The sequence below is a fragment of the Rahnella inusitata genome, assembly GCF_965118895.1.
Lineage (GTDB): Bacteria > Pseudomonadota > Gammaproteobacteria > Enterobacterales > Enterobacteriaceae > Rahnella > Rahnella inusitata_A.
On sequence record NZ_CBCPJJ010000002.1, the window covers coordinates 360,705 to 386,427 of the forward strand.

Consider the following 25,723-nt stretch of genomic DNA (forward strand, 5'->3'; position numbering starts at 1 on the left):
TTGACTCAACCTACTACCAGGTTAAGCAGTTTGCCCGGGACGTAGATTACTTTGCGAACCGTAACCCCATCCAGATATTTAGCGACCAAATGTTCTTCTGCCGCACGCTCGCGCACTTGTTGCTCTGTAGCATCAGCGGCTACGGTGATTTTAGCACGCACTTTACCGTTCACCTGCACAACGACCAGTTTTGAGTCTTCGACCATTGCCTGTTCGTCAGCCTGCGGCCACGGCGCGGTATCCACATCACCTTCGCCTTTCAGTGCCTGCCACAGGCTGAAGCACACGTGCGGCGTGAATGGATAAAGCATACGAACTACCGCCAGCAGGGCTTCCTGCAGCAGAGCGCGATCTTGCTCGCTTTCCTGCGGCGCACGGCCCAGCTTGTTCATCAGTTCCATCACTGCCGCGATGGCGGTGTTGAAGGTCTGACGACGACCGATATCATCTGTCACTTTAGCGATGGTTTTATGCACGTCGCGACGCAGATCTTTTTGCGCTTCGTTGAGTGCTGCCACGTCGAGGGCAACGGTCGCGCCTTTTTCGGAATGTTCATAGGCCAGTTTCCAGACACGTTTCAGGAAACGGTTTGCGCCTTCCACGCCTGATTCCTGCCATTCCAGCGTCATTTCGGCCGGAGAAGCAAACATCATAAACAGACGTACGGTATCCGCGCCGTATTTCTCAACCATCACCTGAGGGTCGATGCCGTTGTTTTTAGACTTGGACATCTTGCTCATACCGGCATACACCAGCTCGCGACCCTCTGGATCGGTAGCTTTGGTGATACGGCCTTTTTCGTCACGCTCAACGGTCGCATCGACCGGAGAAACCCAGACACGTTCGCCGCTGTTGCCGGTGTAATAGAAGGCATCAGCCAGAACCATACCCTGACACAGCAAGCGTTTAGCAGGTTCGTCAGAATCGACCAGACCGGCATCGCGCATCAGTTTGTGGAAGAAGCGGAAATACATCAGGTGCATGATGGCGTGTTCAATACCACCGACATACTGATCAACCGGCAGCCAATAGTTGGCCGCAGCCGGATCCAGCATGCCTTCATCGTATTGCGGGCAGGTGTAACGCGCGTAGTACCAGGAAGACTCCATGAAGGTGTCGAAGGTGTCGGTTTCACGCAGGCCTGGCATGCCGTTAACGGTGGTTTTTGCCCACTCAGGATCGGCTTTGATCGGGCTGGTGATACCGTCCATGACCACGTCTTCCGGCAAAATCACCGGCAGCTGATCTTCTGGCGTCGGAATAACGGTGCCGTCTTCCAGGGTGATCATCGGGATTGGCGCGCCCCAGTAACGCTGACGGGAAACACCCCAGTCACGCAGACGATAATTGACTTTGCGCTGGCCCACGCCCTGCGCGACCAGTTTGTCGGCAATAGCATTGAAGCCGTCTTCATGGCTCAGACCGTCAAACTCGCCTGAATTGAACAGCGTACCTTTGTCAGTCATGGCTTCTGCCGTGACGTCCGGCTGGCTGCCGTCGAGGGTCAGGATGACCGGTTTGATTTGCAGATTGTATTTGGTGGCGAATTCCCAGTCGCGCTGGTCATGGCCCGGAACGGCCATGACCGCACCTGTGCCGTATTCCATCAGAACGAAGTTAGCGACCCAAACTGGCAGCTTTTCACCGGACAGCGGGTGAATTGCATACAAGCCAGTGGCCATGCCTTTTTTCTCCATCGTCGCCATTTCTGCTTCGGCAACTTTGGTATTGCGGCATTCGTCGATGAATTCAGCCAGCGCAGGGTTGTTCACTGCGCCTTGTTGCGCCAGAGGGTGCCCGGCGGCAACCGCAACGTAGGTCGCGCCCATGAAGGTGTCAGGACGGGTGGTGTAAACCGTGACTTTCTCGTCGCTGTCAGCCACGTCAAAAGTGATTTCGACACCTTCGGAGCGGCCGATCCAGTTACGCTGCATGGTTTTGACCTGCTCTGGCCAGCTTTCCAGCGTGTCCAGATCGTTCAGCAGCTGGTCGGCGTAAGCGGTGATTTTGATAAACCACTGCGGAATTTCTTTGCGCTCAACCTTGGTATCACAACGCCAGCAGCAGCCGTCAATCACCTGTTCGTTCGCAAGAACGGTCAGGTCATGCGGGCACCAGTTCACTGCGGATGTCTTCTTATAAACCAGGCCTTTTTCGTACAGCTTGGTGAAGAACCACTGTTCCCAGCGATAGTAATCCGGCTTGCAGGTCGCGATTTCGCGATCCCAGTCATAGCCGAAGCCCAGCAGTTTTAGCTGGTTCTTCATATATTCGATGTTTTCGTACGTCCACGGCGCAGGGGCGGTATTGTTTTTCACCGCGGCACCTTCAGCTGGCAGGCCGAAAGCATCCCAGCCGATTGGCTGCAGAACGTTTTTACCGAGCATGCGCTGATAACGGGAAATCACGTCACCGATGGTGTAGTTGCGCACGTGCCCCATATGGAGGCGGCCTGACGGGTAAGGCAACATGGAGAGACAATAATATTTCTCCTTGCCAGGCTGTTCGGTAACTTTGAAGGTTTGCTTCTCTTGCCAGTGAAGCTGAACGTGTGACTCGATGTCTTCTGGACGGTATTGCTCTTGCATGGCGGCCGGTGGTCCTGTGAGTGAAAACAGCTACGCCTGTAGCTCAAAAAGTTTTAATCAAAAGATCCGCATAGCATAGCTGATAAGCAGAGGCGGCAACAACACCCAGCGACGGGCTAAGGGGGATTTCTGCCTCCTTATGCCCCATTATTCGCAAACTGCGAAGCAGCCCGGGATAATCTTCACAACGGATCAGGGATTTACGACTAAAATAAAGACAAGTAAACATCTGCCGGGCGAACGGTCATGTCAGTTCAAGGAGAGGAAATAATGAGCAATATTACTCAAAATTACCGTCAGTTAGTGACGTCGCTGACAGAGCGATTGAAAAATGGGGAACGGGATATCAGTGCGCTGGTGCAAGATGCGCGCGTCCGCCTGCAGGACGAAGGGCAACTGTCTGAAATTCAGATTGAACAGCTCACCTCTGCGGTGCGGCGTGATTTGCATGAGTTTGCCCGCAATTATACGGAGAATCAGCAAGCGGAGAAGGATGACGGCACGGACAGCGTTTTTATGCGGGTTATCAAAGAGAGCCTGTGGAAAGAGCTGGCGGACATGACGGACAAAACCCAGCTAGAATGGAAAGAAGTCTTTAAGGACGTCAATCATCACGGGGTTTATCACAGCGGGGAGGTCGTGGGGCTCGGCAATCTGGTGTGTGAAAACTGCCAATTTAGTCTTGCGGTGTATACGCCAGAAATCCTCAGTAAATGCCCGAAATGCGGCCATACTGAATTCTCACGTCACGCGTTCGAGCCTTAATCTGCAGACTGCCTGCTCCTGCAACAGCCAGGAGCAGGCAGACTCTTCTCTTATTAGTGCAGGATTTTCGCCAGGAAATCACGGGCACGATCGGATTGCGGGTTATTGAAGAAGTCGTCTTTGTTACGGTCTTCCACAATCTTCCCTTCATCCATGAAAATTACGCGGTTTGCCACTTTACGGGCGAAGCCCATTTCGTGGGTGACCACCATCATCGTCATGCCTTCGTTGGCAAGCTCCACCATCACGTCCAGTACTTCGTTGATCATCTCAGGATCGAGCGCCGACGTTGGTTCATCAAACAGCATGGCAATCGGATCCATACACAACGCACGGGCGATAGCCACACGTTGCTGCTGACCGCCAGAGAGCTGGCCAGGGAACTTGTTGGCGTGGGCAGATAATCCCACGCGATCCAGCAGTTTCAGCCCTTTATCTTTGGCTTCCGCTTTGTCGCGTTTCAGTACTTTCACCTGCGCCAGCGTCAGATTGTCGATGATCGACAGATGCGGGAACAGTTCGAAATGCTGGAAAACCATGCCCACTTTCGCGCGCAGTTGCGCCAGATTGGTTTTCTTATCGTTAACCGGCGTACCGTTAACCAGAATCTCACCTTTCTGCACGGGCTCAAGGCCGTTGACGGTTTTGATCAGCGTCGATTTACCTGACCCGGAAGGGCCGCAGACCACCACAACTTCACCTTTTTTAACTTCGGTGCTGCAATCGGTGAGCACCTGAAAGTGCCCGTACCATTTAGAAACATTCTTCAGTGAAATCATGAAACGGTCCTTTTCTTCAAATAACGCACCAGCAAGGAAGCACAAAGGCTGATAACAAAATAAATAAGTCCTGCAAACAGCACCATCTCCACCAGCGTACCGTCGCGGTCGCCGATGTTAGAGGCGCTGCGGAAGAAGTCTGCGAGGCCCAGCACGTAAACCAGCGAGGTATCCTGGAACAGAACGATCGCCTGAGTGAGCAGCAAAGGCACCATTGCGCGGAAAGCCTGCGGTAGAATAACCAGCTTCATTGACTGCCACTGTGTCATACCCAGCGCCAGCGCGGCGGAAGATTGCCCGCGTGCGATACTTATGATCCCGGCACGAATAATTTCTGAGTAATAGGCGGCTTCAAACAGGGCAAACGCCACCATCGCGGAAATCAGACGGATATCGGTTTTCGGCGACAGGCCGAGTACTTTTTGCAGGAAGCCCGGCACGATCAGGTAGAACCACAACAGCACCATGACCAATGGCACGGCGCGGAACAGGTTCACGTAAGCCGTTGCAAACCATCTTACCGGGGCAAACGTCGACAGGCGCATCACGGCGAGCAGTGTGCCCCAGAGAATACCCACAACAATCGCCAGTGAGGTTATCTTCAGGGTGATGACCATGCCTTGCCACAGATAGGGCAGGCCGGGGCCAATAGAACTCCAGTCAAATTCATGCATGATTATTTACCTCCCATGTTGCCCGGCAGGCGGACTTTACGTTCTACAAAGTGCATCAGCAGCATAATCACCGCATTGATAAGCACGTAGGCAACGGTAATGGCAGTAAATGATTCATACGCATGCGCAGAGTAATCCAGCAATTTACCGGCCTGCGCGGCCATATCGACCAGACCGATGGTCGAGGCGATCGCGGAGTTTTTCACCAGGTTGACCATTTCTGAGGTCATTGGCGGCACGATGACGCGATAGGCGTTGGGCAGCAGTACATAACGGTAGGTCTGAGGCAGCGTCAGCCCCATCGCCAGACCGGCGTTACGCTGGCCGCTCGGGAGTGACTGGATGGCGGCACGAACTTGCTCGCACACGCGGGCAGCAGTAAACAGGCCGAGACAAATCATCGAGGAGGTGAAGAACTGCACGTCCGGCGCGAGTTCTGATTTAAACCACATACCGATATTTTCGGGCAGCAGCTCAGGCACCACCAGATACCAGATGAAGAATTGCACAATCAGCGGCACATTACGGAAGAGTTCAACGTAACAGGTACCGATGCCAGAGAGAAAACGGTTGGGAACGGTACGCAGGATACCGAACAGAGAGCCGATGAAGAAAGCGATGATCCAGGCGCAAATCGACAGCGCGACCGTGACCTGAAATCCATTCCAAATCCAGCCCAGATAGGTGGTATTACCGAAGGGGGCTTGTTGCAAAAAGATGCCCCAGTTCCAATCTATTGACATAAAAACTCCATGACGCGGGTAATAAACTACCCCTCTGAGTGATGACGTAACCAAAAACGTGGGTGAGTGACGGAAAAAATGCGGGGTGGGGAACGACCACCCCGCATCCGGTCTGCCTGTCCTTTCGGACCATCATCACAAGCTGGTTGGCCAGCCTTTATTTTTAATACCCGGTACTACCCGTCTGCTACTAATTACAGTGCTTTGTCGTTTGGTGCTTTGAACAGGGCTTTCATGTCATCGGACAATTCAAAGTTCATGTTCAGGTTTTTCGGAGGAATAGGTTTTTTGAACCAGGTTTCAAACCACTTGGTGGCTTCACCGGAGGTCTGCGCCTTCACAATGGTGTCATCAACCAGTTTTTTGAATTCCGCATCGTCTTTACGCATCATGCAGCCATAAGCTTCTTTCGACTGCGGTGTGCCGACGATATCCCAGTTATCCGGTTTTTTGGCTTTCGCACGTTCACCAGCCAGCAGGGCATCATCCATCATGAACGCAACGGCACGGCCGGTTTCCAGCGTACGGAAGGAGTCACCGTGGTCTTTGGCGCTGATAATGCGCAGGTCCAGTTTCTTCTCTTCGTTCAGTTTATTGAGCAATACTTCAGAGGTCGTCCCGGAAGTCACCACCACGGTTTTACCTTTCAGATCAGCAAAATCTTTAATGTCTGACCCTTTTTTGACTAACAGACGGGTGCCGATCACGAAGATGGTGTCTGAGAAGGCGGCTTGCTGCTGGCGCTCCAGATTGTTAGTCGTAGAACCACACTCAAAATCGAACGTGCCGTTTTGCAGCAGCGGGATACGGTTCTGAGAAGTGATTGGCATCATTTTTACTTGCAGGTTTGGCAGGTCCAGCTTCTTCTTGACGGCGTCAACGATAGCGTTGGAGTAGTCCTGTGAATAACCTACGACTTTCTGTTCGTTGTTGTAGTAAGAGAATGGCACTGAGGATTCGCGGTGACCCACGACGATAACGCCATTGTCTTTAATTTTCTTCAGAGTGCCGGTCAGTTCTTCCGCGTGGGCAAAGCTGCTTGCGGCAACGCTTGCCAACAGTACTGATAACGCCAATTTGCGCAATTGCATGTCCAACTCCTTGCTGTCATTAGGGATCCAAACTCAGGGATCAGAAAGTGCTAATGCCTCGTCATATGAAGCTAGAAAATAGCTGAATGTGAAATTTATGAAACTAAATTGTTTCTTTTTTGAGACGCGACGCGCACCAAATCAAAGCAATTAACCGGCTATGCACTGTGAGGGTGCATGAGGAATAGCCTTTTTGTATCAAAATGATGCACAGCGTCAAAAAAAATCACTAATCAGATATCTTTCAATTAGATGAAGCAAGACTCATGCCAGATGACCTGATTTAACCTCGAAGGCAAACAAAAAGTCAGCGCTTAATACCGCCGTTTGGACAATCGGCAGCAGGTTAACGGGAGGGATTTTCGGCAACAGGGAAGGGGATGCGACAAAAAAGAACAGGCGCTCAGCGCGCCTGTTCAGTCAGCATTGTTTTTAAAGACTTATCAGTACAGAAAATAGGAGGGACTCAGGCTTTACGCCGGCCAAGCCACAGGGCGACAGAGGCCATCACCAGAGTCGCAAACCAGACTGGCCACCAGCCGACGCGGGCATAAGGCGTCATACCGGTTGTCGGCGTGACTTTTACATTCAGTACTTCACGGGTGAACTGCGGGATTTCAGCGGTCACATCGCCCTGAGCATTCACCACGGCAGTGACGCCGTTGTTGGTGCTGCGCAGCAGCGGACGTCCCAGTTCCAGAGAACGCATGCGCGCCATCTGGAAATGCTGCCAGGGACCAATAGAATGGCCGAACCAGGCATCGTTGGAAATTGTCAGCAGGAAGTTGGTATCAGGCTGCATGTTATCGCGCACCTGTTCGCCAAACACCACTTCGTAACAAATTGCCGTTGTGAGATTCAGGCCGCTGACAATCAGCGGTTTCTGCACATAATCACCACTGGTCAGGCCTGACATCGGTAAATCAAAGAACGGTGCAAGCGGGCGCAGAATCGTTTCTAACGGAACAAACTCACCGAACGGTACCAGATGATGTTTATTAAAACGGTTGTCATCGGGATAACGATAAGTCTGTTCACCGCCGAGTACTATCGCGCTGTTGTAGACTTTCATGCCTTGTTCGTTACGGCGTGCATCAATAATACCGGTCACCAGCTGCGTGCCATGAGAACGGTAAATGTTGTCCACCATACTCAGGAAAGCTTGCTGATCGGATTCGATATCGGAAATCGCCGATTCCGGCCAAATGATCATCCTGGATTTGCCAAGGTAGGGGCGGCTGAGATCCAGATAGGTTTGCAAGGCACTTTCCAGCGCTTTCGGATCCCATTTCATCGACTGGGGAATGTTGCCCTGAACCAGTGCTATATCCACGGCTTTGTCCGGCTGTTCTTGATACCAGTGAACATAGCGCAGCGGCCACGGCAGTAACAGCATTGCCAGCGCAATCACGGCCGGTGTGATGCGGCGCTGAAGGAGGGCATACACCAGCAGGCCGCTCAGGGAGGTTAGCAACAACGTAATGCCGTTCACCCCGGCGATGGGCGCCAGACCTTTCAGCGGGCCGTCGATCTGGCTGTAACCAAATTGCAGCCACGGAAAACCGGTCAGTACCCAGCCACGCAGGAAGTCGGTGATTTGCCATAAGGCAGGCGCGGCGAGAGCCAGTTTCCACCACGTCGTTTTTGGCCATAGTTTGCTGAATACGCCTGCGAATAGCATGATGTAAAGCGACAGGTACGCCGCCAGCAGAACCACCAGAAACAGGTTGATGGCTTCCGGCATGCCGCCAAACGTCGCAATACTGACATAGACCCAGTTTACGCCTGAACCAAATAAACCCATCCCCCAGAAGAAACCGACCCATGCGGACTGCGCAGGGCGGCGGTCTGACGTTAATGCCAGCAGGCCGCAAAGCGAAACAATCGCCGCAGGCCAGAAGTCATAAGGGGAAAAGGCGAATGTGCCACAGGCACCGAATAAAAGCGCCAGCAGGACGCGAACCCGCTGGCGTTGGTATAAAGAGGCAATTGCCATGGAGTAATTATTCTTCCAGTATCGGTTGCGGCGCGTCGTCCGGTATTTTTACGTGAACCTGAATGATACGGCGGCTGTCAGCCATCGCAACCTTGAACAGGTAACCGTCAATTTCAATGCTCTCGCCACGGGCCGGTAAATGGCCGAATGACTGCATCACCAGACCACCAATGGTATCGACTTCGTCATCACTGTAATTCGTCTGGAACACTTCATTGAAGTCTTCGATAGGTGCCAGCGCGCGGACGGTGTAGGTATGGCGGCTGAGCTGGCGGATATCCAGATCCTCAGCTTCGTCATACTCATCGTCGATTTCACCGACAATCAGTTCAAGAATGTCTTCTATGGTCACCAGACCGGAAACGCCGCCGAACTCATCGACAACAATCGCCATGTGGTAACGCTGGGACCGAAACTCTTTCAGCATGCGGTCGACACGTTTGCTTTCAGGAACCACCACAGCGGTTCTCAGCACTTTATCGATGCTGAATGGCTCAGACGTTGTGCGCATAAATGGCAGCAAGTCTTTGGCCATCAGGATGCCTTCAATGTGATCCTTATCTTCGCTGATCACCGGGAAGCGTGAGTGGGCAGATTCGATGATGACATCGAGGCACTCTTCCAGCGGCTGATTGCGTTTAAGCGTGATCATCTGTGAACGTGGGATCATGATGTCCCGGACGCGCTGCTCGGCGATATCCATCACACCTTCCAGCATGTCACGGGTATCGGGGTCGATCAGATCGTTTTGTTCTGAGTCACGGATAAGCTCAACCAGGTCGCCACGATTTTTAGGTTCACCGTGAAAAAGCTGGCTAAGGATAAGGGAAAAGAAGCCCTTCTTGGGACTGGGGCTGTCACTATTTTGTGAATGGTCATCGCTCATGGCGTTTGGTTTGTTTTACTCGTAGTAGTGAAAAAATATTTAGCCAGCTTAGTAAACGCGGCGCAAGGGTGAAATTCCCTTCCGCCGTGTTGCTATTGACTGCGCTAATCTCAGTTATCTTCTTTCTCTGAAATATACGGGTCCGGATAACCCAGCCCCTGCATGATTTCAGTTTCAATCGATTCCATCTCTTCGGCTTCTTCGTCAACGATATGGTCGTACCCCAGCAAATGCAAACTGCCGTGGATCACCATATGTGCCCAGTGAGCCAATAACGTTTTTTCCTGCTCTTTAGCCTCTTTCTCGACGACCTGACGACAAATAATCAAATCACCCAGCAGCGGCATCTCCATACCCGGAGGTGCTTCGAACGGGAAGGATAACACGTTGGTCGGTTTATCCATGCCACGATACGTCATATTAAGTTCATGGCTTTCAGGGATATCCACCACACGGATGGTTACCTCTGATTCTTCCTGAAACTGCGGAAGCACCGCCTCCAGCCAGGTCTGAAAGTCATTTTCTGACGGTAAACCCGCAGCATCTTCGCAGGCAATTTGTAAATCGAGGATTACCGTATTCATTGACTGACCTGTTGGGAGGAATTGTGTTCGTGTTTTCGCTCAGCGGCAATCGCATCACGGCGTTTCTGATCTTCTTCTTCCCAGGCTTCATAGGCGACAACAATGCGCGCCACGACCGGGTGGCGAACCACGTCTTCGCTGTGGAAGAAGTTGAAGCTCAGTTCTTCGACCGACGACAGTACTTCAATCGCATGGCGCAGGCCTGACTTCTGATGGCGCGGAAGGTCAATCTGGGTGACGTCACCGGTGATCACCGCTTTGGAGTTAAAACCAATACGGGTCAGGAACATCTTCATCTGTTCGATGGAGGTGTTCTGGCTTTCATCCAGAATGATAAAAGCGTCGTTGAGCGTTCGTCCGCGCATGTAGGCCAGTGGTGCAACTTCAATCACGTTGCGCTCAATCAGCTTTTCTACCTTCTCAAAGCCAAGCATTTCGAACAGGGCGTCATAGAGCGGACGCAAATACGGGTCTACTTTCTGGCTGAGATCGCCAGGCAGGAAGCCGAGTTTTTCACCGGCTTCCACCGCAGGGCGGGTCAGCAGAATGCGACGCACTTCCTGACGCTCCAGAGCATCAACCGCAGCGGCTACCGCCAGATAGGTTTTACCCGTACCCGCAGGCCCAATACCGAAAGTGATGTCATGATCGAAAATATTGGCGATGTACTGCGCCTGATTTGGCGTGCGCGGTTTCACCATGCCACGTTTGGTCTTGATGATGACCGATTTACCGTAATCCGGTACGCTTTCAGCGGTTTGTTCCAGCACCCGGCTTTCTTTAATCGCCAGATGGATTTTTTCGGGATTGATGTCCTGCGTCTCACCGCGCACCGGCGCCGTGTCTACATATAAGTCACGCAGGATGTCGGCGGCGGCAGCGACGGCCAGACTTTTGCCGGCCAGTTTAAATGCGTTATCACGACGGTTGATTTCAACGCCCAACCGGCGTTCCAGTTGTTTGATGTTGTCATCAAACGGCCCGCACAGGCTCAGCAGGCGCTGATTGTCTTCGGGCTCCAGTAAAATCTCTTGTGTTACAACGTTCAAACTATTCCTCTGGGCCACTCTGGACCTGTTGCGATGTTACCCGACTGCACACTGCTTTCAGCCGTTCACCATACCTGAGTTAATAATACATGCCCTTGGCAAAATATGCTGCGTCGCGGTGACAGTTGCAGATGCCTTCATCCGAATATGCGGCCTTTCTCGGAAAATTAAACCCTCAAGGCCTTAGCGCTGCACAAATTCTCAATAGAAACAGGACGCCGAAGCGCCCTGTGAATGTGCTGCCATACATCATCGTGATGGCTCAGGGTTGATACATTCCAACGCCTAATTCATTCTCCTTACGGGTGCGTGCGATGACTGACTGCGGAGACTCATGTAGGCGCAGCGCCATTTGCTCTTCTGTACGCACCACCACGCCACGCAATGAGTTGGTGTAGACATCAACGATTTCCACATCGACAAATTTGCCAATCATATCCGGCGTGCCTTCGAAATTGACCACGCGGTTACACTCGGTGCGGCCGGTCAGTTCCATAATATCTTTTCGCGAGGTGCCTTCGACAAGAATACGCTGAACGGTGCCCAGCGTGGCGCGGCTAAAACGCATCACCTGTTGCGTGATCCGCTCTTGTAAAAGCGCCAGACGCTGTTTTTTCTCGTCCATTTTGACGTCATCCACCATGTCCGCCGCCGGCGTGCCCGGGCGCGGAGAATAGATGAAACTGAAACTGACGTCGTAATTTACCTGCGCAATCAAGTCCATCGTACGTTCGAAATCGTCGTTGGTTTCGCCGGGGAAACCGATAATGAAGTCAGAGCTGAAATGGATATCCGGACGCGCGGCGCGTAATTTGCGAATAGTCGATTTGTATTCCAGCACCGTATGCGGACGCTTCATCATCGTTAAAATACGATCCGAACCGCTCTGAATAGGCAGGTGCAGGAAGCTGACCACCTCAGGCGTGTCTTTATAAACGTCGATAATATCGTCAGTGAATTCAACCGGGTGGCTGGTGGTGAAGCGGATGCGGTCAATGCCATCAATCGTGGCCACCAGACGGAGCAATTCAGCAAAGGTGCAGATGCCCCCTTCATAGGCTTCGCCGCGATAGGCGTTCACATTCTGGCCGAGCAGGTTCACTTCACGCACGCCCTGTGCCGCCAGCTGAGCGACTTCAAACAGAACGTCATCACACGGGCGGCTGACTTCTTCGCCACGGGTGTAAGGCACTACGCAGAAGCTACAATACTTATTGCAACCTTCCATGATTGAGACGAATGCTGTCGGGCCATCGGCGCGGGGTTCCGGCAGTCGGTCGAATTTTTCAATTTCGGGAAAGCTGATGTCTACCACCGGACTGTGCGTGCCGCGGACATGATTCACCATTTCCGGCAGGCGGTGCAGGGTTTGCGGGCCGAAAACGATATCCACGCACGGTGCGCGCTTGCGTAATAATTCGCCTTCCTGCGATGCCACGCAGCCGCCGACGCCAATAATCACGTCAGGGTTTTTCTTTTTGAGTAATTTCCAGTGTCCGAGCAGGCTGAACACTTTCTCCTGCGCTTTCTCCCTGATTGAACAGGTGTTCAGCAGCAGAATATCCGCCTCTTCGGCATTATCTGTGAGCTGGTAACCGTGGGTGCTTTCGAGAAGGTCGGCCATTTTGGATGAATCATATTCATTCATCTGGCAGCCCCAGGTTTTTATGTGCAGTTTTTTAGTCATCAGCGTGTCAGTACTCAAAACGAAGGAAAATACGGGTGTTTGGCAATGCCGCAGCGCAGAGCGCAATTCAGAAGCACTATTGTAAACCCTCACTCCGGTGGTGACCAGCGCAGGAAAGCAGCTTAGGTCCTGATGCTGACTCAAAAATCCGGTACACTTTGTTTAATGAACTGAATAAAAAGCCGGAATAAAATGAATAATTCTGAGAAGTTATTTGATGCCGTGATCGTCGGCGGTGGCATGGTAGGCGCCGCTGCGGCTCTGGGACTTGCGCAGCAGGGGCTTGAAGTGGCATTAATCGAGAATGAAGAGCCTGCCGTGTTTGACCCGTCAGCGTCCGCTGATTTAAGAATTTCCGCTATTGGCTGCGCGTCGGTGCGTTTTCTCAGGAAACTTGGCGCATGGCCAGCTGTTGAGCAAATGCGCTCTGTGCCATACCGTCGGCTGGAAACCTGGGAGGTCGATGGTTCCGAAGTAAAGTTTGATGCGCAATCACTCGGGCTGCCGGAGCTGGGATTCATGGTCGAGAACCGCGTGCTCCAGCGGGCGCTATGGCAGCAATTTGATGGTTTCTCAAATCTGACCCGCTTTTGCCCAGCCAAGCTGCGCCATCTTTTACAGCATGACGACAAAACCTGGTCGCTTCAGCTGACGACGGGTGAACTGCTGCACACGCAGTTGGTGGTCGCCGCCGATGGTGCGAATTCGCTGGTGCGCCAGTTGGCAGGGATCGGCGTGGATGGCTGGCAATACCGGCAGAACTGTATGCTGATTAACGTCGAGACCGAAACGCCAGATCAGGATGTCACCTGGCAGCAATTTTTCCCTTCAGGCCCGCGTGCATTTTTGCCGCTGTTTGACCATCAGGCATCGCTGGTCTGGTACGACAGCCCGCAGCGTATCCGTTATCTGCAAACGCTGAGCATGAAACAACTGACCACCGAAGTCATGCAGGCATTTCCGGCACGGCTTGGGAAGGTCACCGCGTTGTCTTCGGGCGCTTTCCCGCTGGTCCGGCGTCATGCGCAGCGTTATGTCTTAGCGGGGCTGGCGCTGGTGGGCGATGCGGCACATACCATTAATCCGCTGGCCGGACAGGGCGTAAATCTCGGTTATCGGGATGTCGACGCGTTGCTGTCGGTGCTTGAAAAAGCACGAGAGGGCGGTGAAGCGTGGGGCAGTGAGCGCGTGTTGCTGCGCTATCAGCGCCAGCGCCGTCTGGATAATTTGATGATGCAAAGCGGAATGGACTTGTTTTATACCGCTTTCAGCAATGATTTAGCGCCGGTAAAAGTGTTGCGTAATCTGGCGCTGATGACTGCTGAGCGGGCAGGTGGTCTGAAAACCAGAGCATTAAAATACGCACTGGGGATTTAATGAAAAAAGGCTGACGTTAAAAAACGATCAGCCTTTTGAATCTGTTTTTAAATAGCAGAAAAGCAAAAGGCCCGAATATATTCGGGCCTTTCTAATGTGGCTGGGGTGCCAGGATTCGAACCTGGGTATGCTGGTATCAGAAACCAGAGCCTTACCGCTTGGCGACACCCCAATGGTGTTTCTTACTTCTTTCTACAACCTGCTTAAAACGCTCAGTTGTAAAATGGTGGCTACGACGGGATTTGAACCTGTGACCCCATCATTATGAGTGATGTGCTCTAACCAGCTGAGCTACGTAGCCAAATTTTACTGATTTACTTCAAAACTTCAAGCACTAATTTAACTAACTTAATAATAAATTTCAAGTGCTTACCAATTAAAAGAGAGAAGTATGGCTGGGGTACCTGGATTCGAACCAGGGAATGCTGGTATCAAAAACCAGTGCCTTACCGCTTGGCGATACCCCAACAGTACAACTTCTTCAAACTGGGTTTTCTTCACTCACATATCAAAAATATGACGAGGAAAGAAATGGCTGGGGTACCAGGATTCGAACCTGGGAATGCTGGTATCAAAAACCAGTGCCTTACCGCTTGGCGATACCCCAACTGTGCTACCGATGTCTGGAAATGGTGCGGGAGGCGAGACTTGAACTCGCACACCTTGCGGCGCTAGAACCTAAATCTAGTGCGTCTACCAATTTCGCCACTCCCGCAAAAAGATGGTGGCTACGACGGGATTCGAACCTGTGACCCCATCATTATGAGTGATGTGCTCTAACCAACTGAGCTACGTAGCCATCTTTTTTCGCGCTACCTTCATCGGCGTTGCGGGGCGCATTATGCGTATATGACCGATTTGCGTCAACACCTTTTTTGGAGAAAAAGCCCTGACGGCGTCCATTTGTCTGGCTTATAACCACTCTGGTGATTAATTGGGCAAAAGACATTATTTTTACTGGCTTTACACATAAAAAAATGGACCTAAAGAGGCCCATTTATGAGAAAGAGATTAACCCGACAATCGGTTATTTATAAGCAGACTGATGAACGCCTACTGCACGGCCGGAAGGGTCATCCATGTTTTTAAACGCTTCATCCCACTCGATTGCTTTCGCTGAAGAACAGGCCACTGAAGGACCGCCAGGGACGCATTCTGCGGCGCTTGGTACCGGGAACAGCTCTTCAAAGATCGTGCGGTACAGATAGCCTTCTTTAGACGTTGGCGTGTTGTAAGGGAAACGGAAATGCGCCGTTTCGAGCTGTTGATCGGTGATCTGCTGAGACGCCACTTCTTTTAACGTATCGATCCAACTGTAGCCCACGCCGTCGGAGAATTGTTCTTTCTGACGCCATGCGACGCTGTGCGGTAAATAAGACTCGAAACATTCCCGCAGGATATGTTTTTCCATCTTTCCGTTGCCACACATTTTGTCTTTCGGGTTCAGGCGCATAGCCACGTCGAGGAATTTTTTGTCCAGGAACGGTACGCGCGCTTCCACGCCCCATGCTGACATCGCTTTGTTGGCACGCGCGCAGTCATACATATGCAGTGCCAGCAGTTTACGCACGGTTTCTTCATGGAATTCTTTGGCGTTTGGTGCTTTATGGAAGTACAGGTAACCGCCCAGCACTTCATCGGCACCTTCGCCGGATAACACCATTTTGATGCCCATTGCTTTGATTTTACGAGACATCAGATACATCGGCGTTGAGGCGCGAATAGTGGTCACGTCGTACGTTTCGATGTGATAAATCACATCGCGGATAGCGTCCAGACCTTCCTGCACGGTGAAATGAATTTCATGGTGCACGGTGCCTAAATGCGTGGCGACTTCCTGTGCAGCGCGCAAATCCGGAGAACCTTCCAGACCGACGGCAAAGGAGTGAAGCTGCGGCCACCAGGCTTCGCTTTGATCTTTATCTTCGATGCGGCGACCGGCAAATTTCTTGGTAATCGCAGAAATCACCGAGGAATCAAGACCACCGGAGAGCAGTACGCCGTAAGGCACGTCGGACATCAGGTGGCTTTTTACGGACTCTTCCAGCGCGTCTTTCAGTGCTTTAGCATCAGTGACGTTGTCTTTAACATTGTCATAATCGAACCAGTCGCGGTGGTAATATTCGCGGATTTCGCCGTCTTGGCTCCACAGATAGCTGCCTGCCGGGAACTCTTTAATGGTGCGGCAAACCGGCACCAGCGCTTTCATTTCGGAAGCCACATACATGTTGCCGTGTTCGTCGTAGCCCATGTACAGCGGGATGATGCCCAGATGATCACGGCCAATCAGGTATGCATCTTTTTCTGTGTCATACAAAATGAAGGCGAACATGCCTTGCAGCTCATCGAGGAAGTCGTGACCTTTTTCCTGATACAGCGCCAGAATGACTTCGCAGTCAGACGCAGTCTGGAATTCATACTTGTCGCCTAACTCAGCGCGCAGTGCCTGATGGTTGTAGATTTCACCGTTAACGGCCAGAACGTGGGTATGTGCTGCGTTGTACAGCGGTTGCGCGCCGTTGTTGACGTCGACAATCGACAGACGCTCGTGCGATAAAATCGCTTTATCGCTGGCAAATACGCCGGACCAGTCTGGTCCGCGGTGGCGCATCAGGCGCGAAAGTTCCAGCGCTTTTTTGCGCAGCTCGACGGAGTCAGTTTTAATATCGAGCACACCGAAAATTGAACACATAAGTCTTTCTCCCTAACGTTTCTCTGGCTGTCATTTTTATGAGGGTCAACGTTGCCGTTCTTTCTGTTTTAGTCTGGCGATGTTGCGTTGCTGACTATGAAAATGCGTCAAAACCCCCATGCTGTGCAAGCGGTTTAACACTCTTCTGAGAAATAGTATGTTCGGGGATGAAGATCTTTAGCGAATTATCAGTTTAGTGATGGAATTATTGATGAATCGTCATTTATATTGCGAAAAATTGAGATGGCAGCAAAAAAACAGGAAAGTGGATATAAAACAATCAATAAGACGAAAAAAAACGAGCCAGAACAGGCGTCCTGACTCGTTTTCAAAGACTTAACACATGACATTAAATGATGTCGATATCGGCAACCGAAGGATAAATCCACGTCGGGCGAAAAGGCATCCCCTCAATATCGTTCAGTGTAGAAACGCCGGACAGCACCAGAATGGTTTCTAAACCCGCCTGAAAACCGGCCAAAATATCAGTACGCAAATTGTCGCCGACAATCACCGTGCCATCAGAATGCGCCTGCATTTTATTTAGGGCAGAGCGGATGATCCACGGGCTCGGTTTACCAACATAAAAGGGTTTGCGGCCAGTGATTTTTTCGATAGGGGCACACAGCGCGCCACAGGCCGGGGTAAATCCGTGGCCGTGGTTATCCGGATTCGTGGCGATAAAGCGCGCACCGTTGGCGACGAAGAACGCTGCTTTATGGATCATGTCCCAGTTATAAGAGCGGGTTTCGCCAACAATCACAAAGTCAGGATTGATGTCGGTAATGGTGAAACCGGCTTTATATAATTCGTGGATCAGCGCACCTTCGCCAACGACGTAGGCTTTCTTGCCTTCCTGACGTTTCAGGAAATCAGCGGTGGCCATTGCCGAGGTAAAGAAGGCACTTTCCGGCACATCCAGACCTGCTGCGCTGAAGCGGTTTGCCAGATCTTGCGCGGTCTGGGAAGGGTAGTTAGTGAGAATGACCAGAGGCATTCCCTGTTCCTGAATACGGGCGAGAAATTTGTCTGCGCCGGGTACTGCGGTGTTGTCGTGCAATAGCACGCCATCAATGTCACAGATTACATTCTTTATCGTCATGATTTCTAAACCCACTTTTCCAGCTCCATTTCTGGCAGCCAAAGACTATAGCACGTCTTAATTTTCCAGCAGACGCTGTAAAAGAACACCATTGAGCATCGCGCGTTTAACCAGCGCAAAGGCGCCAATCGCCGACTGATGATTCAGTTCCGAGGTCACCACCGGCAAATTACGGCGGAAATCCTTCAGCACCTGCGCATTGATACAGTTCTGAATGGCAGGCAGCAGCACTTTATCGGCTTCGGTAATTTCACCGGCGATCACCACTTTCTGCGGGTTAAACAAGTTGATGGCAATAGATACCGCTTTACCCAACTGGCGCCCGACGTGATCGATGACTTCCGTGGCCAGCGCATCATGGCGGTTTGCCGCTTTGCAAATAGCGGTAATCGAACAGTCATTGAGGCTGAGCTTGCTGGCATAGCCCTGGGTCAGGAGATGACGCACGCGATTTTCGATGGCGGCGTTGGCGGCGACGGTTTCCAGACAACCGAAATTCCCGCAATGGCAGCGCTCGCCCAACGGGTCTATCTGGATGTGTCCGATCTCACCGACGTTGCCGTTACTGCCGAGGAATATCTGTCCGTTAACGATAATCCCGGCACCCGTTCCGCGATGTAAACGAACCAAAATAGAATCCTGACAGTCGCGGGTTGCACCGAAGTAGTGCTCGGCGAGAGCCAGACTTCGAATATCGTGGCCAACGAAACTGGTCACTTTGAACCGGGCTTCCAGTGCATCCACTAACTTCCACGCACCGACGCTGATATGCGGCATGTAGCGAACGATGCCTTTATTCGGATCGACTAAGCCAGGAAGGATGACGGAAATGGCAATGAGCTCGCGAATTTTGCGTTGATTCAGCTCGATAAATTGCGCGATCGACTCAAACAGTGCGTTCTCCAGCGTTTCCTGAGTGCGTTCCGGCAGGGCGTAATGTTGTTCGGCCAGTGATTTAGCGCTCAGATCGTAGAGTGTGATGGTTGCGTCATGGCGTCCCAGACGGACAGCAATGGTATGAAACGGGCGGGCTTCGGTGATGATAGATATGGCGCGACGGCCCCCGGTGGACGCCTGTTGTTCCACCTCTTTAATCAGGCCGCGCTCAAGTAACTGTCGGGTAATTTTGGTAACACTGGCGGGCGCGAGCTGGCTCACGTCGGCAATCTGAATGCGCGATATGGGCCCCTGCTGATCAATCAGGCGGTAAACCGCCGCGCCGTTTAACTGCTTAACCAGATCAACGTTGCCGATTTGTGCCTGCTGTCCGCCAGTTGTCATCAATACTTTTATCCGCTCAATTAAACTTCGTCACCGTTAACGATAGTTTTTGTGATTTTAAAATCATGAGTGAACGCGGTGAGGTTGGCGACTTTACCTGCTTCGATGCTGCCTAATCGGTCATCGAAACCAATCGCACGTGCCGGATAAAGTGATGCCATACGCAATGTTTCATCCAACGCGATCCCGACATGTTCGACGCTGTTTTGTACCGCTTCAATCATCGTCAGCGCCGAGCCGCTCAGTGTTCCGTTCTCGTCCACACAGAGTCCATCACGGTAGTATATTGTTTTACCGGCAAAAATGAACTCATCAATATTTGCACCCGCTGGCGCGGTAGCATCAGTGACCAGTACCAGCTTGTCGCCTTTAAGCTTTTTCGCGTTGCGGATATTCGCCCAGTCCACGTGCAGACCGTCGGCGATGATACCGGTATAGACTTCTGGCGTATCAAAAATTGCACCAATCAGGCCAGGCTGGCGGCCGGTAATGGCCGGCATTGCATTATAAAGGTGCGTAGCAAAGGAGATTCCGGCGGCAAAACCTGCGCGCGCCTGCTCATACGTTGAGTTGGAATGGCCTGCTGACACCACAATGCCCGCATCACGCAGCTGGCGAATGTAATTTGCATCGACCTGCTCGGGGGCGATGGTGAGTTGGGTAATCACCTCGGCGTTGGCACACAGAAAATCAATCATCGCGCTGTCTGGCAGGCGGATAAAGGCCGGATTGTGGGTGCCTTTTTTCACCGGGCTCAGATATGGCCCTTCGAGGTGCAGACCCAGCGCCTGATTTGGATATTTTTCCAGATAAGTGCGCATGACGCTGATACCGTGTTTCATGTAGTCATCGCTACAGGTGATAAGCGTCGGCAGGAAACTGGTACAGCCGGATTTTTCGTTGGCTTTCTGCATGATTTCTAACGTTTCTATGGAAATAGCTTCCAGAGAATCGTTGAACTGCACGCCACCGCAACCGTTCAGTTGCAGATCGATAAATCCGGGGGCAAGAATGGCACCGTCCAGACTGCGGGTTTCCACATTTGCCGGCAGCTCGCTGACCGGACAGACACGTTCGATTTTGCCATCGGCAATCACGACTGCGTGGTTATCCAAAACGTCGTGACCGGTATAAATCCGGCAGTTAATTAAAGCGTACATCATGCCCCCATTCCCCTTCATCTTTCGAGCCGCAGCCATCACAGCTGCGACTCAAATGATTTTGGGGATTCAGTTAAATTAAAGATTTTTCATATTTTCCGCTTCTAACTCGCGGAAATATTTAACAGTTTTGACTTTCAGTTCCATGGTGGACGGTTCGTCACATACCATCACGGCTTTAGCGTGCAGTTGCAGACAGCTGATGGTCCACATGTGGTTAATGTTGCCTTCAACCGCCGCTTCCAGAGCCTGCGCTTTCGCGTGACCGGTAACCAGAATCATCACTTCTTCTGCATCCAGCAGCGTACCCACGCCAACGGTCAGGGCGTATTTTGGCACCTGAGACACATCGTTGTCGAAGAAACGGGAGTTCGCGATACGGGTTTCGTGCGTCAGCGTTTTGATACGCGTACGGGAAGCCAGCGAAGAAGCAGGTTCGTTGAAAGCAATGTGACCGTCGTTGCCCACACCACCCATGAACAGGTTAATTTTGCCGTAGGATTTAATTTTTGCTTCGTACTGGCGACATTCTTCGTCAATATCTGGCGCATTACCATTCAGCAGGTTGATGTTTTCGCTTGGAATATCAACGTGATCAAAGAAGTTTTTGTACATGAAGGTATGATAGCTCTCAGGGTGTTCCTGTGGCAGGCCAACATATTCATCCATATTAAAGGTTACGACGTTTTTGAAGCTAACCTGGCCTGCTTTATGCATAGCGATTAGGTGTTTGTAAGCTTCAAGTGGGGTACCACCGGTAGGAAGGCCCAGAATGAAAGGACGTTCGGCAGTCGGTTTGAAGGCATTGATACGTTCAACGATATGTCGTGCAGCCCATTTGCCAACTTCAGTGGTGGTGTTTAAAGGAATCAGTCTCATCACGTACCTCTAGTTTCAGAATATTGAATATACTGTTTATACCCTTAGTCGTAACGAATGACTTCGGATATACGTAGACAAAGCTAAAGCAAAGTTCTTCGATTCAAAGGCGGTCTTGTTAAGCGTAAACCACCGTGAAAGTTTATGGATGGCACAATACCGTCTAGATTTTTTTAATAATAAAATAAGTTTTGTGTGTTGACCAGTCTGATGGCATGTTATCACCTCTTTTTGGTGACAATTATCACAAAAAGAGAGGTTTTAATTTGCGATACGAAATAATCTTTTTACACTCGCAGTGCAGTCGGTTAAATCGGAACGGTAAACAGTAAAGGTAGTAACCATACTAATTAAACTACTTAGGTGATTCGCCTGACGGCGGATAGGGGGAAATGTGAATATTCTTGGATTCTTTCAGCGTTTAGGCAGAGCGCTTCAGCTGCCGATAGCCGTACTACCGGTCGCTGCGTTATTGCTGCGCTTCGGACAGCCTGATCTTCTTAACATGCCTTTCATCGCGCAAGCCGGTGGCGGGATTTTTGATAACCTCGCATTAATCTTCGCTATCGGTGTGGCGTCGAGCTGGTCTAAAGACAACGCGGGTGCGGCTGCATTAGCCGGCGGTATCGGTTACTTCATCCTGACCAAAGCGATGATCACCATCAACCCGGCCGTTAATATGGGTGTGCTGGCGGGTATCATCACTGGTCTGGTCGGCGGTATGGTTTACAACCGCTGGTCTGACATCAAACTGCCTGACTTCCTGAGCTTCTTCGGTGGGAAACGTTTCGTTCCTATCGCAACCGGCTTCTTCTGTCTGGTTCTGGCCGCTATCTTCGGTTACGTCTGGCCTCCGGTGCAGGATGCAATCCGTGCCGGTGGTGAGTGGATCGTGGGCGCTGGCGCATTCGGTGCGGGCATCTTCGGTTTCGTTAACCGTCTGTTGATCCCAACCGGTCTGCACCAGGTACTGAACACCATCGCATGGTTCCAGATTGGTGATTTCACCAACGCTGCCGGTACCGTGTTCCACGGTGACATCAACCGCTTCTACGCGGGTGACGGCACGGCGGGGATGTTCATGTCCGGCTTCTTCCCAATTATGATGTTCGGTCTGCCAGGTGCGGCATTTGCCATGTACTTCGCAGCGCCTAAAGAACGTCGTCCATTGGTCGGTGGTATGCTGGTTTCCGTAGCGGTAACCGCATTCCTGACAGGTGTAACTGAGCCATTAGAATTCCTGTTCATGTTCCTCGCTCCGCTGCTTTATTTAGTGCACGCCATCCTGACCGGGATCAGCCTGTACGTCGCAACGGCTCTGGGTATTCACGCAGGCTTCTCCTTCTCTGCGGGTGCCATCGACTATGCGTTGATGTACAACCTGCCGGCGGCAAGTAAAAACGTGTGGATGTTGCTGGTGATGGGCGTTGTGTTCTTCATCATCTACTTCGTTCTGTTCAGCGTGATTATCCGCATGTTCAATCTGAAAACGCCGGGTCGTGAAGACGACATTGAAAACATGGGCGCGCCGGAAGCGAACAGTAATACCGAAGAAGGCCTGAACCAGCTGGCGCTGAGTTACATCGGTGCACTGGGAGGTTCTGACAACTTCAAAGGGATTGATGCCTGTATTACCCGTCTGCGTCTGAACGTGAAAGATGCCGGCACCGTGGATGATGCCGCGTGTAAACGCCTTGGCGCATCCGGCATCGTTCGTCTGAATAAACAAAGCATTCAGGTTATCGTTGGTGCAAAAGCTGAATCTCTGGCAGATGCTATGAAGAAAGTGATTGCACGTGGCCCGGTCGCAGCAGGTGTGGCAACGGCTGCGCCGGTAGTGACCACCAAAACGGCCCCTCAGGCAGTGCCAAACACGATGAAAACCGTGGTGGAGACGCTGGTGTCTCCGGTAACGGGTGATGTTGTGGCGCTGGATCAAGTGCCTGATGAAGCCTTCGCCAGCAAAGCTGTCGGCGACGGCGTTGCGATCCGTCCGACCGGTAAAACCGTGGTCTCGCCTGCTGCGGGGACTATTGTTAAAATCTTCAATACCAATCATGCCTTCTGTCTGGAAACCGTTTCTGGTGCTGAAATTGTGGTTCACATGGGGATTGATACCGTCACGCTCAATGGTAAGGGCTTTACCCGCCTGGTCGAAGAAGGCGCGACGGTGACTGCCGGTCAGCCTGTTCTGGAACTGGATCTGGACTATCTGAACGCCAATGCGCGCTCAATGATAAGCCCGGTTGTGGTCAGCAATATCGATGATTACACCGGTGTTGTTTCTCTGGCGAGCGGTTCCGTGGTGGCCGGCCAGACCAAACTGTTCGACATTCAGGGCAAATAATCTTTTTGTCTGAGTGAAGCAGTTTCAGAAAGCACTGTTTTAAAAAAGACAGTCAGAACGGGAAGAGAGCGATCTCTTCCCGTTTTTTATTGTTTTCGGACAGCCCGCAAAGGGATAACCACGATTTTATGCAACTAACGGTTGTTTCCCGACGTGGCTTGTTGGAACATAAGCGGTTATCCGTAGAGTCAATGTTGCGTAGAGGAATTGCACAATGAGTGAGGCTGAAGCCCGCCCAACAAATTTTATCCGTCAGATTATTGATGAAGATCTGGCGACCGGGAAACACAATACCGTTCACACCCGTTTCCCGCCTGAGCCTAATGGCTATTTGCATATCGGCCATGCGAAGTCTATCTGCCTGAATTTCGGCATTGCGCAAGACTACCAGGGTCAGTGCAATCTGCGTTTTGACGATACTAACCCGGCAAAAGAAGACATTGAGTTCGTTGAGTCGATCAAACACGACGTCCAGTGGCTGGGCTTCGACTGGAGCGGTGATATTCACTACTCGTCAGACTATTTCGATCAACTGCACGCATACGCGCTGGAGCTTATCAACAAAGGCCTGGCGTACGTTGATGAACTGTCTCCCGATCAAATCCGCGAATACCGTGGCTCGCTGACTGCGCCGGGCAAAAACAGCCCGTACCGCGATCGCAGCGTGGAAGAAAATATCGCGCTGTTCGAAAAAATGCGTAACGGCGAATTCGCCGAAGGTGCAGCCTGCCTGCGTGCCAAAATCGATATGGCATCGCCATTCTTTGTGATGCGCGATCCGGTCATCTACCGTATTAAGTTTGCCGAACATCACCAGACCGGCACAAAATGGTGCATCTACCCGATGTACGATTTCACCCACTGCATTTCCGATGCGCTGGAAGGGATCACCCATTCACTGTGTACGCTGGAATTCCAGGACAACCGCCGGCTGTACGACTGGGTGCTGGATAACATCACTATTCCATGCCATCCGCGTCAGTATGAGTTCTCTCGTCTGAATCTTGAATACTCCATCATGTCCAAGCGTAAGCTGAACCTGCTGGTGACGGATAAGATTGTCGAAGGCTGGGACGACCCGCGTATGCCGACGGTGTCCGGTCTGCGCCGCCGTGGTTATACCGCTGCGTCTATTCGCGAATTCTGCCGTCGTATCGGCGTGACCAAGCAGGACAACAACGTCGAAATGATGGCGCTGGAATCCTGTATCCGTGACGATCTGAACGAAAATGCACCGCGCGCCATGGCCGTTATTAACCCGGTTAAAGTTGTCATTGAGAACTTCACCGGTGATGACGTGCAGATGGTGAAAATGCCGAATCATCCGAGCAAACCGGAGATGGGCACCCGCGAAGTACCGTTCACCCGTGAGATTTACATCGACCAGGCTGATTTCCGCGAAGAAGCGAACAAGCAGTACAAACGTCTGGTGCTGGGCAAAGAAGTTCGCCTGCGTAATGCTTATGTGATCAAAGCGGAACGTATCGAGAAAGACGCGGAAGGTAACATCACCACCATCTTCTGTTCTTACGATATTGAAACGCTGAGCAAAGATCCTGCCGATGGCCGCAAGGTGAAAGGTGTGATCCACTGGGTTTCAGCTTCAGAAGGTAAACCGGCAGAATTCCGCCTGTATGACCGTTTGTTCAGCGTTGCGAATCCGGGCCAGGCTGAAGATTTCCTGACCACCATCAACCCGGAATCTTTGGTCATTGCACAGGGCTTCGTTGAACCGTCTCTGGCCGCTGCTCAGGCAGAAGTCAGTGTGCAGTTTGAACGTGAAGGTTACTTCTGTGCCGATAGCCGCTATTCAAGCGCTGAGCACCTGGTGTTCAACCGCACCGTCGGCCTGCGCGACACCTGGGAAAGCAAACCCGTCGCCTGAGTGAAATATCACGTCTGACTCAACGCAGCTTCGGCTGCGTTTTTTTATGCCTGTAAAAAGGTGTATTTGATTTTCATCACGAATTAATGTGTTTTTAATGGTCACTTTTTAGCTCCCTGATTTAACCACTTTATGAATGCTGAAACGTGTAAAGTGTG

Annotated in this window: 19 protein-coding genes and 6 tRNA genes; 4 read left to right on the forward strand and 21 right to left on the reverse strand. The window is 51.6% G+C overall.

Features of this window, described 5'->3' with window-relative positions; all coding sequences use genetic code 11:
• Window positions 1-5: 5 nt before the first annotated feature.
• Window positions 6-2,588, reverse strand: coding sequence for a leucine--tRNA ligase (leuS, locus tag ACMHLI_RS03275; protein ID WP_413528230.1), 2,583 nt, complete (start codon window positions 2,586-2,588; stop codon window positions 6-8).
• 270 nt (window positions 2,589-2,858) lie between these two features.
• On the opposite strand from leuS, the gene ACMHLI_RS03280 reads away from it, so the two are divergent.
• Entirely contained in the window at window positions 2,859-3,353 is a 495-nt protein-coding gene (locus ACMHLI_RS03280; RefSeq protein ID WP_112169019.1) for a zinc ribbon-containing protein, read from the forward strand.
• A gap of 53 nt (window positions 3,354-3,406) precedes the next feature.
• On the opposite strand, the gene ACMHLI_RS03285 is transcribed toward ACMHLI_RS03280, so the two are convergent.
• The 9 genes from ACMHLI_RS03285 to miaB form a co-directional block, all read right to left on the reverse strand.
• Window positions 3,407-4,132 (reverse strand): amino acid ABC transporter ATP-binding protein, encoded by a 726-nt coding sequence (locus tag ACMHLI_RS03285; RefSeq protein WP_112169018.1) that lies wholly within the window; start codon window positions 4,130-4,132, stop codon window positions 3,407-3,409.
• Window positions 4,129-4,806 (reverse strand): glutamate/aspartate ABC transporter permease GltK, encoded by a 678-nt coding sequence (gene gltK, locus ACMHLI_RS03290; protein WP_112169017.1) that lies wholly within the window; start codon window positions 4,804-4,806, stop codon window positions 4,129-4,131. Before gltK ends, ACMHLI_RS03285 begins: the two co-directional genes overlap by 4 nt.
• A 2-nt stretch (window positions 4,807-4,808) precedes the next feature.
• Window positions 4,809-5,549, reverse strand: coding sequence for an amino acid ABC transporter permease (locus ACMHLI_RS03295; RefSeq protein ID WP_413528231.1), 741 nt, complete (start codon window positions 5,547-5,549; stop codon window positions 4,809-4,811).
• A 194-nt stretch (window positions 5,550-5,743) separates the two neighbouring features.
• The gene (locus ACMHLI_RS03300) at window positions 5,744-6,640 is read right to left on the reverse strand and encodes an amino acid ABC transporter substrate-binding protein (RefSeq protein WP_112169015.1); all 897 of its coding nucleotides are present in this window, start codon (window positions 6,638-6,640) and stop codon (window positions 5,744-5,746) included.
• 466 nt (window positions 6,641-7,106) lie between these two features.
• Complete coding sequence (gene lnt, locus ACMHLI_RS03305; RefSeq protein ID WP_413528232.1) at window positions 7,107-8,636, reverse strand: apolipoprotein N-acyltransferase; 1,530 nt, start codon at window positions 8,634-8,636, stop codon at window positions 7,107-7,109.
• Window positions 8,637-8,643: 7 nt separating this feature from the next.
• On the reverse strand, window positions 8,644-9,522 hold the full coding sequence (gene corC / locus ACMHLI_RS03310; protein ID WP_056771527.1) for a CNNM family magnesium/cobalt transport protein CorC: 879 nt from the start codon (window positions 9,520-9,522) through the stop codon (window positions 8,644-8,646).
• A 110-nt stretch (window positions 9,523-9,632) separates the two neighbouring features.
• Complete coding sequence (gene ybeY / locus ACMHLI_RS03315) at window positions 9,633-10,106, reverse strand: rRNA maturation RNase YbeY (RefSeq protein WP_413528233.1); 474 nt, start codon at window positions 10,104-10,106, stop codon at window positions 9,633-9,635.
• A complete protein-coding gene (locus ACMHLI_RS03320; protein ID WP_413528234.1) occupies window positions 10,103-11,173 on the reverse strand; it encodes a PhoH family protein in 1,071 nt (356 codons plus the stop codon). The genes ybeY and ACMHLI_RS03320 overlap by 4 nt, the downstream gene beginning before the upstream one ends.
• A gap of 244 nt (window positions 11,174-11,417) precedes the next feature.
• Window positions 11,418-12,842 (reverse strand): tRNA (N6-isopentenyl adenosine(37)-C2)-methylthiotransferase MiaB, encoded by a 1,425-nt coding sequence (miaB, locus tag ACMHLI_RS03325; protein WP_413528235.1) that lies wholly within the window; start codon window positions 12,840-12,842, stop codon window positions 11,418-11,420.
• A gap of 192 nt (window positions 12,843-13,034) precedes the next feature.
• Here miaB and ubiF point away from each other — a divergent pair, with 192 nt between their 5' ends.
• The gene (ubiF, locus tag ACMHLI_RS03330; RefSeq protein ID WP_413528236.1) at window positions 13,035-14,219 is read left to right on the forward strand and encodes a 3-demethoxyubiquinol 3-hydroxylase; all 1,185 of its coding nucleotides are present in this window, start codon (window positions 13,035-13,037) and stop codon (window positions 14,217-14,219) included.
• 97 nt (window positions 14,220-14,316) lie between these two features.
• On the opposite strand, the gene ACMHLI_RS03335 is transcribed toward ubiF, so the two are convergent.
• The 11 genes from ACMHLI_RS03335 to nagB form a co-directional block, all read right to left on the reverse strand.
• Window positions 14,317-14,391 (reverse strand) — tRNA-Gln (locus ACMHLI_RS03335).
• Between the two features lie 52 nt (window positions 14,392-14,443).
• Window positions 14,444-14,520: transfer RNA gene (locus ACMHLI_RS03340), tRNA-Met, on the reverse strand.
• A gap of 91 nt (window positions 14,521-14,611) precedes the next feature.
• Window positions 14,612-14,686 (reverse strand) — tRNA-Gln (locus ACMHLI_RS03345).
• Between the two features lie 65 nt (window positions 14,687-14,751).
• A tRNA-Gln gene (locus ACMHLI_RS03350) sits at window positions 14,752-14,826 on the reverse strand.
• Window positions 14,827-14,849: 23 nt separating this feature from the next.
• Window positions 14,850-14,934 (reverse strand) — tRNA-Leu (locus ACMHLI_RS03355).
• Between the two features lie 7 nt (window positions 14,935-14,941).
• A tRNA-Met gene (locus ACMHLI_RS03360) sits at window positions 14,942-15,018 on the reverse strand.
• A gap of 228 nt (window positions 15,019-15,246) precedes the next feature.
• Window positions 15,247-16,911, reverse strand: a complete 1,665-nt coding sequence (gene asnB / locus ACMHLI_RS03365) for an asparagine synthase B (RefSeq protein ID WP_112169009.1) — start codon at window positions 16,909-16,911, stop codon at window positions 15,247-15,249.
• 349 nt (window positions 16,912-17,260) lie between these two features.
• Window positions 17,261-18,013, reverse strand: coding sequence for an HAD-IIA family hydrolase (locus ACMHLI_RS03370; RefSeq protein ID WP_112169008.1), 753 nt, complete (start codon window positions 18,011-18,013; stop codon window positions 17,261-17,263).
• Between the two features lie 57 nt (window positions 18,014-18,070).
• Window positions 18,071-19,294 carry a DNA-binding transcriptional regulator NagC gene (nagC, locus tag ACMHLI_RS03375; protein ID WP_112169007.1) on the reverse strand — a complete coding sequence of 408 codons (1,224 nt, stop codon included), beginning with the start codon at window positions 19,292-19,294 and terminating at the stop codon, window positions 18,071-18,073.
• A 20-nt stretch (window positions 19,295-19,314) separates the two neighbouring features.
• Entirely contained in the window at window positions 19,315-20,454 is a 1,140-nt protein-coding gene (gene nagA, locus ACMHLI_RS03380) for an N-acetylglucosamine-6-phosphate deacetylase (RefSeq protein ID WP_413528298.1), read from the reverse strand.
• Window positions 20,455-20,532: 78 nt separating this feature from the next.
• Complete coding sequence (nagB, locus tag ACMHLI_RS03385) at window positions 20,533-21,333, reverse strand: glucosamine-6-phosphate deaminase (protein ID WP_112169006.1); 801 nt, start codon at window positions 21,331-21,333, stop codon at window positions 20,533-20,535.
• Window positions 21,334-21,727: 394 nt separating this feature from the next.
• On the opposite strand from nagB, the gene nagE reads away from it, so the two are divergent.
• Both nagE and glnS read left to right on the forward strand, forming a co-directional pair.
• On the forward strand, window positions 21,728-23,680 hold the full coding sequence (gene nagE / locus ACMHLI_RS03390) for a PTS N-acetyl glucosamine transporter subunit IIABC (protein ID WP_413528237.1): 1,953 nt from the start codon (window positions 21,728-21,730) through the stop codon (window positions 23,678-23,680).
• Window positions 23,681-23,894: 214 nt separating this feature from the next.
• Window positions 23,895-25,565 (forward strand): glutamine--tRNA ligase, encoded by a 1,671-nt coding sequence (gene glnS, locus ACMHLI_RS03395; protein ID WP_413528238.1) that lies wholly within the window; start codon window positions 23,895-23,897, stop codon window positions 25,563-25,565.
• Window positions 25,566-25,723 lie beyond the last annotated feature (158 nt).